Source organism: Symbiopectobacterium purcellii, from assembly GCF_052050035.1.
Classification (GTDB): Bacteria; Pseudomonadota; Gammaproteobacteria; order Enterobacterales; family Enterobacteriaceae; genus Symbiopectobacterium; species Symbiopectobacterium purcellii_A.
This window is the reverse complement of record NZ_CP189882.1, coordinates 3119297-3129706: the sequence shown is the minus strand read 5'-3', so window position 1 is coordinate 3129706 and position 10410 is coordinate 3119297. Positions and strand designations below refer to the sequence as shown.

Annotated in this window: 16 protein-coding genes; 1 reads left to right on the top strand and 15 read right to left on the bottom strand. The window is 51.5% G+C overall.

Annotated elements, in window-relative coordinates:
• Nucleotides 1-37 precede the first annotated feature (37 nt).
• Genes ACQGXV_RS21705 through ACQGXV_RS21655 form a run of 11 tightly spaced genes read right to left on the bottom strand, consistent with a single transcriptional unit; the run spans nt 38 to nt 6191 of the window.
• Nucleotides 38-448, bottom strand: a complete 411-nt coding sequence (locus ACQGXV_RS21705; protein ID WP_440863091.1) for a hypothetical protein — start codon at nt 446-448, stop codon at nt 38-40.
• Nucleotides 448-882 (bottom strand): phage tail fiber protein, encoded by a 435-nt coding sequence (locus tag ACQGXV_RS21700; RefSeq protein WP_440863090.1) that lies wholly within the window; start codon nt 880-882, stop codon nt 448-450. Before ACQGXV_RS21700 ends, ACQGXV_RS21705 begins: the two co-directional genes overlap by 1 nt.
• Before the next feature lie 10 nt (nt 883-892).
• Complete coding sequence (locus tag ACQGXV_RS21695) at nt 893-2380, bottom strand: DUF3383 domain-containing protein (protein ID WP_440863089.1); 1488 nt, start codon at nt 2378-2380, stop codon at nt 893-895.
• Nucleotides 2377-2892, bottom strand: coding sequence for a phage neck terminator protein (locus tag ACQGXV_RS21690; protein WP_440863088.1), 516 nt, complete (start codon nt 2890-2892; stop codon nt 2377-2379). The genes ACQGXV_RS21695 and ACQGXV_RS21690 overlap by 4 nt, the downstream gene beginning before the upstream one ends.
• Entirely contained in the window at nt 2889-3260 is a 372-nt protein-coding gene (locus ACQGXV_RS21685; protein ID WP_440863087.1) for a hypothetical protein, read from the bottom strand. The genes ACQGXV_RS21690 and ACQGXV_RS21685 overlap by 4 nt, the downstream gene beginning before the upstream one ends.
• Nucleotides 3247-3699, bottom strand: a complete 453-nt coding sequence (locus ACQGXV_RS21680; protein WP_440863086.1) for a hypothetical protein — start codon at nt 3697-3699, stop codon at nt 3247-3249. The genes ACQGXV_RS21685 and ACQGXV_RS21680 overlap by 14 nt, the downstream gene beginning before the upstream one ends.
• Entirely contained in the window at nt 3692-4096 is a 405-nt protein-coding gene (locus tag ACQGXV_RS21675) for a DUF4054 domain-containing protein (RefSeq protein ID WP_440863085.1), read from the bottom strand. The genes ACQGXV_RS21680 and ACQGXV_RS21675 overlap by 8 nt, the downstream gene beginning before the upstream one ends.
• Before the next feature lie 2 nt (nt 4097-4098).
• Nucleotides 4099-4425, bottom strand: coding sequence for a hypothetical protein (locus ACQGXV_RS21670; RefSeq protein WP_440863084.1), 327 nt, complete (start codon nt 4423-4425; stop codon nt 4099-4101).
• Nucleotides 4425-5444, bottom strand: a complete 1020-nt coding sequence (locus ACQGXV_RS21665; protein WP_440863083.1) for a hypothetical protein — start codon at nt 5442-5444, stop codon at nt 4425-4427. Before ACQGXV_RS21665 ends, ACQGXV_RS21670 begins: the two co-directional genes overlap by 1 nt.
• A complete protein-coding gene (locus ACQGXV_RS21660) occupies nt 5444-5941 on the bottom strand; it encodes a structural cement protein Gp24 (RefSeq protein WP_440863082.1) in 498 nt (165 codons plus the stop codon). Before ACQGXV_RS21660 ends, ACQGXV_RS21665 begins: the two co-directional genes overlap by 1 nt.
• A gap of 1 nt (nt 5942) precedes the next feature.
• Nucleotides 5943-6191, bottom strand: a complete 249-nt coding sequence (locus ACQGXV_RS21655; RefSeq protein ID WP_440863081.1) for a hypothetical protein — start codon at nt 6189-6191, stop codon at nt 5943-5945.
• A gap of 6 nt (nt 6192-6197) precedes the next feature.
• Here ACQGXV_RS21655 and ACQGXV_RS21650 point away from each other — a divergent pair, with 6 nt between their 5' ends.
• On the top strand, nt 6198-7103 hold the full coding sequence (locus ACQGXV_RS21650) for an IS3 family transposase (protein WP_440863080.1): 906 nt from the start codon (nt 6198-6200) through the stop codon (nt 7101-7103).
• 1 nt (nt 7104) lies between these two features.
• Here ACQGXV_RS21650 and ACQGXV_RS21645 read toward each other — a convergent pair whose 3' ends face one another.
• From ACQGXV_RS21645 to ACQGXV_RS21630, 4 genes are read right to left on the bottom strand one after another with little or no spacing between them, the layout of a single operon-like run.
• On the bottom strand, nt 7105-8082 hold the full coding sequence (locus tag ACQGXV_RS21645; RefSeq protein WP_440863079.1) for an anti-CBASS protein Acb1 family protein: 978 nt from the start codon (nt 8080-8082) through the stop codon (nt 7105-7107).
• Complete coding sequence (locus ACQGXV_RS21640) at nt 8079-9449, bottom strand: PBSX family phage terminase large subunit (RefSeq protein ID WP_440863078.1); 1371 nt, start codon at nt 9447-9449, stop codon at nt 8079-8081. Before ACQGXV_RS21640 ends, ACQGXV_RS21645 begins: the two co-directional genes overlap by 4 nt.
• Nucleotides 9436-9909 (bottom strand): terminase small subunit, encoded by a 474-nt coding sequence (locus tag ACQGXV_RS21635; protein WP_440863077.1) that lies wholly within the window; start codon nt 9907-9909, stop codon nt 9436-9438. Before ACQGXV_RS21635 ends, ACQGXV_RS21640 begins: the two co-directional genes overlap by 14 nt.
• Nucleotides 9910-10386 carry a BRO-N domain-containing protein gene (locus ACQGXV_RS21630; protein ID WP_440863076.1) on the bottom strand — a complete coding sequence of 159 codons (477 nt, stop codon included), beginning with the start codon at nt 10384-10386 and terminating at the stop codon, nt 9910-9912.
• Between the last annotated feature and the right edge of the window lie 24 nt (nt 10387-10410).

Below are 10410 nucleotides of genomic sequence, written 5' to 3'. Positions count from 1 at the left end.
TTCGCCGGAAGGGATTCCTCTTCGAGAAACGGGTACTTTACCCTTCGGCGATGGCTAAAAAATTGAAATTCACCTGGAACACTTTATCCAGCAGGGAGCGGATAGTTGACACCTCTTCGAAGTCAATAGCACCATTCACCTTGCGGCGCTGCTGGACCCCATCGTGAGAGATGACAACCTCAACGGTATCAATGAGGCGGTCGCGTAGTGTTCTTGCTACATCCGGGGATGACGCAGAAATAACGCTCAGGCCCACGGTTGCCAGACCCGCACATCCCATAGCGATCACATCAGCCGGGATAGCGCTATAGTTCGATTCACCCATAGCACGAAAGATATCCTGTGCCAGCGTATCGGCATCCCACGCCGACATCTCTGTGATGATGAACTCTTTACCTTTGTCGCGGCCTTCTTTATCAACGACATAGATGATTTCTTTACGTGCCATTAGATAGCGCTCCGTGTTGCTGATTCAAAATGGAATACCGCCGGGCGGGGTTGAAGGATCCTGCGGCCCGGAGGCGTCGGCGTCCACGTATACAGCACACCATTTACAAAGTTCCACTTAGCGCTCAGCGCCGGAACAGTCAGTACGGCGTTACATGCAAAGGCTGAAATAGCCGTTCGCTCGGCGGCCATCCAGTCATCGAGAAGGCGACTGGCGTTAGAGGTTGCCATCAGGTTGATAGTGAATTCAGTCGGGTTGAAGATAAAACCAGCATGGTATTTGCCATCGGCCGACATCATGTCCTCTTTGTTCTGCAACGCGCCAGTTTCAAACATGTTGTCGGCGGCGTAGTCATCAACATCAAAGCCACCCGGATAGTAAGCAGGCACGACGATGCGCAGCTTGGAATTAGCACTGGTAATGTCAATTGGCATTTTGTCGTCCTTACAGGATTGCGGTAGAGGCCATGTTGATGGACTGGATTAACTGCCCATCTACATAATAGAAAATGACACCCTTCAATTCCCGATCAATACGAGCATCCCCGGTTTGCGTCGGGATGTGAAGGTAGTGGCCCTGAGAATACAGCGTTGAGGAAATGTCCTTTCCTACGGTGTTATTCACGATACGGATTTGGGATGCGTCCAGCGCTACACCTTTCTGAATAGCGCCGAAGTTAACCGCACGCTCTGCCGGGTCAATGACCGCCGCCTGCACGGAAGCATAGCCGGTCGCGTTGTAGGAGTACGATTGGTTATTGGTGAACAGGTTAGCAAACGCTGAAACCAGATTGGCGTTAATCCACACCTGGTTAAGAAAGCTGTCCAGCCACATAAATTTACCCGTTATAGCGCCGTCAGAAGCGTATTGCTTCATTGTCTTGTTTAGGCCGTGAGCACCATAGTAGTTGTAGCCATTGGACTTCAACGCTTGAGCGTCTGACAGGTCGCTTACGTTAGGCGCAAGCCCTGCAAAGCCACGGAATTTGTATGACACGCGCCCAGAGGTGCGTGAGAAGTCGACAGAGGCCGCATAAGCCAGAGGAGGCACGGCGTACAGGTATGAACCGTAAACCACGAACACATTCTCATAGCCATTTGCCGCAACCACGCTCTTAGCGAAGCACGCAGCGTTGTTTGGCACTTTTCCGGCTTCTGTGGTGTCGTGAACGACGTAGCCAAAGCGGTTATGGCTGGCACTCACCCATGCGCATAGTTCTTGCTTCTGATCGTCGGTCAGTTCAACCACCGAGTTAAACAGCACCCAGTTCTGATTGGTATTGATGACACCATTCATTGTGTCTGTGAGCGACGTAGCGGCGGCACCAGGTGAAACCACGGCAGCGGTGGCGGCAGTCAGAAGCAGGCCGTTAGCCAGGGCTCCGCCAATCGCATAGGATACTTCACTATCAGCGCCGGTGGTTGCCGATCTGATGATGAAGCGATTTGCAACGGGAAGCCACTCAACGGCCACCTTGCTCGCACCGATACCTATTTCCAGTTTATCAGCGATATCAGAGAAGCTCGTCGCCGTTGACAGGTCAATCGAAGTGCTAGTGGTTGATACCCCGTCAATAGACAAAGTGATAGTGCCAGCCGGAATCGCCTTGAGCGTAGCCAGCGGCACACCTTTCAGGTTTCCAGACAGTAAGTACCCGGCGACATCTGAGGTCACTACGCGGTACATCAGCAACTCACCAGGAATAACGGAGGAGTTGTCGTAACCATTGAAATACTGCTTGGCAGCAAGGAATTCTCTTGAAGTGCTCCCCATCAGCGCTGAAACATCAGCAGACTGATAGAAAGATTGAACTTTACCTACAGGAACAAGTTCATTGTCGGTAAGCATCAGGCCGTTAGCATCAACCGCAGAACCGGCAGGCGTAACGACATTGGGCGTTATGGAAAAGTCTTTAGACAGAGGAATAGTCATATGTGTGTATCTACCTGTTTTGTAGGGATTTCTGCCTTATCGAAATAGTCCTGAGGGAACGACACGGTAATGTGAGCCTGTAGCGAGAGAGTGACGATATAGCGCTCCTGCCACTGACTCTCGGCGTTAATCATGGGGGCCTGAATAGCTGCAGAGGAATGCAGTGGAGCCAATCGCCCATCAATGGATTTGATTTTGTCGTAGCCATAGCTGCTGGCGAAAACAGTCTCCAACGCAATAGCCCGATCACCGGCATTTGCGCCGTATATATCCACTTGTACATCGGCCTGCCGGACTTCGGTGTAACCCATGGCGCTTGTCGATGGGTCTCCGGTGTCCTGCCTGATTTCTCGCGTGGTAGAGAGGCGCGCAAACCGCAAAGGAGTGAGGATGCAGAATTCCCCCTTCGGCATGGGGACTCTATTCGCCTGAGCCTGCTGCGCTTTCCCGCAAATCGGTTCAACAAAATAAGCCAGCGTATCGATGAGGTTGTCTATGGTGTAATCGATCATGTATCCGCCTGTAGGCAAACCAGCAATCTCGACCAGTCAGGCCATAACTCCAGCGGCTCAATGACCAGCCACGTTTTGCCATCGACAATGAACAGGTCGCCACCCTTCTGCATCTCGCGGTTGACGCTGTAGAAGCTTCCGTTTACATGGATAGACTTGAATAACCCCTGAATATTGAGGCCGTCTACGTGCTGTAAATCGCCTTTGGTGAGCGGCTGGAACTGAATGGTGATTGGCTCATCTGGTGCGTACTGAGGAATTGGCTTTCGTCCCGGACCCATTGCTTCACCCACGTACCGACGAACGATGGCGGTGATGTTTGGGTTTACACGGCGAGTGGCCGCATTGGCGATGTTACGTAGATTCAATTTCTCCCACCTCGTAGTTGACGTCGCCGATCATGACCTTCGTATCTACCAGGGGCTTACTTGAGTCGTTCCCTTTCATTTTTCTGGCAGCTATTGTCGCAGGAGAAAGCGCTGGCTCCATTAAGGTGGCGATGGATGCCTGTACATCACCCTGTATCTGAACGCCTACCACCTCAAGAGCCTGGTCAACCGCAATGCCAGCGCGAATGCCTCGAGCTATAGTTTCCTGCCACTCGCCTTCATGATCGGAAATCGCATTACGGAAGAATGGACGAGAAGGCTGGTTGTTTTCGGGTCGTCCGTATTCGTTAGTCGCTGCAACCATCGCTACTGGCGTTCCATCCGGATATGTTGCCCCATCAATGAAACCGACCGTCACCTGCTTCGACTCCAGTTGTCTCGCAACGTTATTGAGAAAGTTTTCAATCGAATCAGCCATGCACGCTCCCCGGGTAGTAGTTCGCCATACGGTAAACCTTCGTAGCCTGCCAGTAATCCATGCCATAAGGACTCTGCGTGTACCACATGTAACGGAACTCTATTTGCCCAGCATCAGAAGATACGGAAACACTACCCTCTGATGCTGACGACAACCGCCCAACCATGCCTGAACCACCGTTACCGTTATCATCCCCATAACGCACGTACGCTAAGTGACCCATAAGCAGGTAGAGCAAGCGCTCTCGCTTAACGGGATCCTCAACAAGTGAGTACTCAGAGTTGTTCAGGTGATCGGTAGCTTGGTCAAACAGGAAGGGGAGTTGTGCCTCAGTTACATTGGAAAACTCAGGAAACATGTCGCGGAACTTGCTGATATCGAGCACCACGATTGCCATCGTTAATCCTTATCTGGCTGAGTTTGCTGTCTGTTAGGATCGAGTTGTTCAAGGCCGGTCTTCTGACCCTGAAGCTCAGCAGAAGCACCTTTGGCTGACTTCTCGTCAGTCACCGCGAACACGATGCCATTTTTAATCAGCAACTGATCGGCAAAGGTCTTTTCGAAACCTTCCCACAGGTCAGCAGGAACGTCTCGAGTGATCCCGAAGCCGTTAATTAGCAGAGAGTCGTTAGCTCCTGCCAGAGTCATGCTCTGGCCTTCGTGGCTGATGGTCAGGCCAGCAGGAAGTTTGCAGCCCACGATGTATTTCTCAGGTTTAGCAGCCATTACGCCCCCAGCATTTGTGCGAACAGGAAAGGTTGAGTGATCACAGCGCCGTAGGTGGTGCCAGAGTATTTCTGCTTGTAGTGAGACAACTCAGTAATGAGCGGATGAGCGCGCAGTTTTTCACTGTACGCCATGAAGCCTACTTCCTGCCCCTGAGCGGTCTCAACAAACATCTGAATCAGCTCACCAGTAGATGTGCTGTATTGAGGCGCCGTCTCGATACGCATGTTTGGAAAGGCTTTCTTCAGCATATCTTCAAGTGAAGTTGCGAAAACTTCATTCGCTGATTTCAGATTTACGCTGAGCTTGTTAGACATCGCAAGAACCAGACTTGAGGACATATTGACGCCATCACCCACGATGCCGTTAGTGCGTGTTACGAGATCGCCATACAGCGCCAGTATGTCGTTATAACGATCAACGACAGCTTTGTCTTTCCACAGCACCTTGCCGCTTACGGTTAACGGAGTGATGGGCGCTGGTAGAGCCGGATCATTCAGCAGACCATAGTTGCGCAGCCCTGCAATTCCGTAGAAATAGAACTTGTTCTGGTCCTGGTCTAGAACGTTGATAGCAGCACGTTGCTTCTTTGCTGCGTATGGCAGCATAGCCAGGCCGTAACGCTCCTGCTCCAGCTCGCCGTATTGGACGACGGTCTGATAGCGATAAACGTCACGGTTTTCCCATGACGGAGTGACCTGAACCGCTCCCTGCTCGCTGTAGTCGTCATACGCCACAGTATCACCGGTCTCCTCAATGCGCTGGATCATGAAGCTGTCCTGCGCCCATGCACCACGCTTTTCCTCTCTGCCGAGAATTTCCACAGCGCGATTTGGGGTAAACAGCGTTTCTACAATCGTCGGGTCAATGAATGTAGAAACTATTGCCGGGAGGCCGCCGTTTGCAGGCAGAGAAGGCTGAGGGTCAGCATCCATTGCCAGGCGGTTAACTGAGGGTTGCAAATAGATACCCTGCGCGTTGGCAACCTGGGTGAAGTCTTTAAATGATGGTCGTGACATTACGCTTTACTCCAAGAAGAAATAATTACCAGGTCACCTACTGCGGCACCTTGAGATACATACCAGTCAGTTTCAACATGCCCCGTAACGGTAGCGCCGGACGCATCCGTGGCGATACTGCCATCTGTTACGCTTGCGAAAACCTTCTGGCCTACAGTGGCAACAGTCTTTGATTCAACCCAAAAGTCACCGGCAACTTTCGGAGAGACTTCTACACCGCCGCGAATCAACATGCTCGCGCTTTTACCATAGTCAATAGTTGCCTGACCGAGATTCTGAATAAATCCAATGGCTTTTGAGTCAGCAGCCGGAGCAACATTAGTGACAATTTTGGGATCGGTTGCATCGCGAAATACAAATGTACCGATGGTGACGCCAGCTGAGGCGGTTTTAAAAGCGCCCGGGCCACCGGCAGCAGCGATAATCGGAGAAGTTGATGCGGGGTGGCCTACCTGACCAACGCCGCGATACGTACCTACTGATTGCTGAAATGCCATGTTATTTACCCCCGCGAATCATTTTCAGTACATCGGATTTGGTGTCGCCACTCACAATTTGCGGCGATGAATCTTGTGCCAGCGCAGCAGGTCGCGCCCAGGCTTTGAAAACCGAACTAAGAGCCGCAACCGGTAAAGTGGCATGGTCATCACAGCCTAGTTGTTTCAGCCCAGTACGATAGGCCTCTTCAGCGCTGTCGCAGGCCAGATCGCCAACTACCGGACGCACATCACGCTCAGCCTGACGCAAAGCGATGTGACGCTCCTCAACGCGCTTCACTTCACGACGAATGGCAGCATCCGATACCGGTTCATTCTCGACAATGCCACTGACTTCAGCGTTCGTACACTCTGTCGGGTCATGCGTGTGACGGCCTCTGCCTGGTATGCATGGCGAAAAAAGCCCGCCGAACCGCTGCAAAAAGACGTGGAGGTCCGGGTCAGGTTAAAGGCGCTGTTCGCCGCCAGCAGGCAGGGAGCAGGAAGCCGGACGCTGGTCAAAAGGCTTCGTGGAGAAGGCATCATAATCAGCCGCTGGCGGGTGAGGAAACTCATGCAGGAAGAGGGGCTGGTCTGCCGACAGCGCCGGACTTATAAGGTCACGACAAAACCCCGCCCGGGTGCAGAGGTGGCCCCAAACCTGCTGAACCAGAATTTTAACCCGCCGGGGCCAAATCAGGTGTGGGCGAGTGACATCACGTATCTGAAGACCGGTGAAGGCTGGCTGTATCTGGCGGCTATTATGGATTTGTACTCCCGGCAGATAGTGGGCTGGCAGGTGGACAGACGGATGACCTCATCGCTGGTCTGCGGGGCCCTGATGCAGGCATATAACCTGCGAACTCCCCCGCCGGGCCTGGTGGTGCATACGGACAGGGGGGCGCAGTACACGGGACAACGCTTTCAGGCGCTGCTGAGCAGCTACAGGCTGAGGAGCAGTATGGGAGACGTGGGTGCCTGCTGGGATAATGCGGTGATGGAGCGCTTCTGGGGCAGTCTGAAACATGAATGGTTGCTGCTGGTACCCCAGCCAACACGGGCTTACATGGAGCAGGATGTGGCGACGTATATCCGCTACTACAACCTACACAGGCATCATGCGGCTAACGGGGATCTGTCTCCGGTGCGTTATGAACAAATGGCTGAGAAAAAAGTGTCCTGATTTACTTGACCAGTGCAGTTTGCTGATGTAGCAAATCCTCATCATTATCCAATGCCCATATGCCAAAATTGTCCTGATACTGCGTGAACAACTTAATGCGTTTATCGAACGCTCCAGGCTCCTTTAAGCGAGCTTCCATATCGGTTTTAAGCGCCCGCATACGGAGCGTGCGAAGGATTTTAATCACGTTCTTCTTGGCGTCGCGCCAGTCGGTAACGTAATCCTCCATCAGTTGCGTGAGTGACAGGCCGCCAAAGTTGTAGGACGGCTTGAGGATGTCTGGTACTGGACGACTAACGATGTCCATAAACCGGGACTCGTCAACGGTATCGCCCATAACGAACCACGCTTGCGGCTTGTAGAACCCCTCACGTAGAGGCCAGCGGGTGTTGTACATGGCTGGGTAAACCCATGTCGGATCGACGACGCGCAACCCCTTGAGTGAACCTTTAGTGATCTTGCGCGGGTCGAGAAAAATCGGCTTGCTTAACTCTTCGCCCGTCGCGCCCACATCGATAAAGATATGCGCCACGCCGAACATTGAATCCTGCCGAACAGCTTCATGCATCAGGCGCTTAACATCGTACTTTTCAAGCGCCTGTATCATTTCGTCAATCGCGGGGTCTTTGTCGCCTTTTTTGCTCTTTACCTCTATCCAATTACGCGTCATCTCGTCAGCAGATACGTTGTGCATGTTCGAGTATTCAACCTGCTGAGACATTGCCGCCAGCGCCGGATAACCACGGAAGCGGGAATACTCAGTACCGGCATACATGGCATTGATCACCTCGTAAGGTGTCGCATCCATCGCAAACGCGGCTTTCTCTTTTCCTGCGGGTATTACGCCTGGCAATGGCTCATAGGTCCTGAATTCACCCACCGGCGCAGCATCATTAGCAACAGAAGCTGCATCGATGTGCATTTGCGTAATCTTTGCTGGCTCCCGGCGAGGTGCCTGTGCGGCCTTACGTCTTGTCATTGCAGTATCTCGTCAGGGATATGGAATGGTTTGTGAATCGGTGCGAATGCCATAATCAGCGAATCGGCCATGTTGGGTGACGGTATACCCCTCTTCTTCATGTCCTTTTTACTCTCAACCTTCACGCGCCCATTGTTGTCGTAGTCCACCCACGGGCGGGACAGTTCGGCTTTGAGGTATTCAAGCTGCTTGATGCCGGAAGATAGGCTGATTAACTGGTCATCGCTGAATTGCTTCACAAAATCAGTATCGTTCGGGTTGTCTTCGAGATGTTTAATCACACGCCAGGTGTTGTAGAACCGGTCACGCACTCCCCACCATGCCTGAGCCTTGATATTGGAGAACATGTCTTTATTGGTCTTACCGTCAGCATATTTAGCATCGGGCTTAAATACAGACTCACCAGCGTTAAAACCGGTGGTTGGTATTTTGCATACGCGCTTGAGGTGAGCTTTTACGCCAGCACCAACACCAATGGAGTCGTAAACTATCTCGCTTGCACTTACCTCTTCTGCGTAGTTTTTAACGCGATCAGCGGAGGTGATCACATCGCCTTTGTTCCACTGGTTGCAGTCAGTCACTACGGAGCCGTGAGCCAGTGTGGTGGCATTGCTGTCCTCGCCTTCATCTGCAACGTCGAAACCAACGCGTTTACGGCCGGATGCTGCAAACCCAATTTTCAGGTGAGCATCCACAGCAGCTGCAATCCACGATGGTTTGATAATCGCCATCTCGCTGTCAGCGACTGGCTCACCTTCCCATATATGGAGGTAAAGGTCATAGTCTTTGCGCTTGCAATCTTCCATCTCCAGGCGAAGAACTTCAGGGAAGTGCGGGTTGTCATTGTGATTAACGGTTAGCAGACAGATGTCATCAGGCGGGTTAATAACAAATCGCTGATGAGTGTCGTCCAGAATGTTCTTTGGGTTGTAGCTAACCCAAATCTCTGAACCGGGCTTACGAATTGTAGGTATCAGTATTTCCCACGACTCTTTAGAAACCGCCTCCGCTTCTTCCATCCAGCAAATGTCGATACCTTCGAGTGATTTTATTTTTGTTGGATTGTTCTTAATGCCGTAGAACATGAATTCACTGTTTGTGATCAGATGCCTAATGCAGTTGCGTTGCACCTCGAATTCAGCCTGATATTTTTCACGATTGATCGTGTCGTCAAGTAAGCGAATAACTGAATCGCTGATGCTGTTTTGAAGTTCGCGGGCGCAGAGAAAGCGATAGCACCCCCGGCTAGATATCTCTACGAGTAAACGTGCAATTGCCCAGCTTTTCCCTGACCCGCGACCACCTTTTGCCACTTTGTAGCGATGGGGCTTAATGAACGGCCTGAAGATAGGGTTAATTGCTGTCATCGTCGAATAGCTCGCTAAGAGATTTATTCAGGTTGAGTCCAATAGACCCCGCATGCTCAGATTTAATAGTGGTTTTGAATGCCTGGACAGTGATGTGTTCACCAACCAGCTTCAATGCAGCAGCTGCGCCTTTAGCGTCAAAATGGTAAATAGTCCGCCCCTGGTGATCGTTCACTTCTTCGCCACGGCGATCAGTTATCGGCTCCACTTCCTGCATACATCGCTCATGAAGCTTTACTGCCTGACGAAGAACGTAATCGGCATCAACCTGTACTCTCTGAATTCTTTCAGAATTAAGCTCTGCGATGCGCTCTGTTAAGTCTGGTTTTGAGAGGTTTTCGCTACCTATCTTGCGGGCTGTTTTCTCACTGTAACCCGCCCTGATAGCTGCCTGAGTGGCGTTTAAATCTTTCAGGTACTCACGGGCAAACAGCTCTTGTTTGTCGGTGAGCTTTGCCATTTAGCATTTCCTGCTGTTTAGGTAGATATACACCTCGGCAATGCTGAGACCAGCAGCCGATGAATCTTCATCGGATGCTTTACGTGCTGAGGCAACGATATTCTGCATCTGCTGGATGGTATGACGCACATCATTCGGTTGGTACTCATTTTCCATCAGATCAAGAGCCCAGCGCCGAAGTTCCTTTGCCACCTCAGTTTCTGCCAACATACCGAGTAGATGTAGGCCACGTAACGAGAAAATACGAGTCTTTGTTCTCAAGTTTCCGCAACCCTTTGATTTTTCCGAGGTCACTGTAACAATGACCTCGGTCATGCTCGGAGAAAACTCGTCACTGTTTGAGTTGAAAAGGTTAGTTACCGATTTTACGTTTGCATAACCCAGCATTTTCGATGATTGCCGGGCGGTGAACCATAAGCCACCGTCTCCACGATCATATGTAGACACGGAGTGATTTTTAAACGTTAATGCTGTCATTGCGTTTACCTTTTAGAAAGTGAG

Coding starts and splice junctions, on each gene's coding strand:
- ACQGXV_RS21705 (WP_440863091.1), bottom strand. CDS start 448: ATGGCACGTAAAGAAATCATCTATGTCGTTGATAAAGAAGGCCGCGAC.
- ACQGXV_RS21700 (WP_440863090.1), bottom strand. CDS start 882: ATGCCAATTGACATTACCAGTGCTAATTCCAAGCTGCGCATCGTCGTG.
- ACQGXV_RS21695 (WP_440863089.1), bottom strand. CDS start 2,380: ATGACTATTCCTCTGTCTAAAGACTTTTCCATAACGCCCAATGTCGTT.
- ACQGXV_RS21690 (WP_440863088.1), bottom strand. CDS start 2,892: ATGATCGATTACACCATAGACAACCTCATCGATACGCTGGCTTATTTT.
- ACQGXV_RS21680 (WP_440863086.1), bottom strand. CDS start 3,699: ATGGCTGATTCGATTGAAAACTTTCTCAATAACGTTGCGAGACAACTG.
- ACQGXV_RS21675 (WP_440863085.1), bottom strand. CDS start 4,096: ATGGCAATCGTGGTGCTCGATATCAGCAAGTTCCGCGACATGTTTCCT.
- ACQGXV_RS21670 (WP_440863084.1), bottom strand. CDS start 4,425: ATGGCTGCTAAACCTGAGAAATACATCGTGGGCTGCAAACTTCCTGCT.
- ACQGXV_RS21665 (WP_440863083.1), bottom strand. CDS start 5,444: ATGTCACGACCATCATTTAAAGACTTCACCCAGGTTGCCAACGCGCAG.
- ACQGXV_RS21660 (WP_440863082.1), bottom strand. CDS start 5,941: ATGGCATTTCAGCAATCAGTAGGTACGTATCGCGGCGTTGGTCAGGTA.
- ACQGXV_RS21645 (WP_440863079.1), bottom strand. CDS start 8,082: ATGACAAGACGTAAGGCCGCACAGGCACCTCGCCGGGAGCCAGCAAAG.
- ACQGXV_RS21640 (WP_440863078.1), bottom strand. CDS start 9,449: ATGACAGCAATTAACCCTATCTTCAGGCCGTTCATTAAGCCCCATCGC.
- ACQGXV_RS21635 (WP_440863077.1), bottom strand. CDS start 9,909: ATGGCAAAGCTCACCGACAAACAAGAGCTGTTTGCCCGTGAGTACCTG.
- ACQGXV_RS21630 (WP_440863076.1), bottom strand. CDS start 10,386: ATGACAGCATTAACGTTTAAAAATCACTCCGTGTCTACATATGATCGT.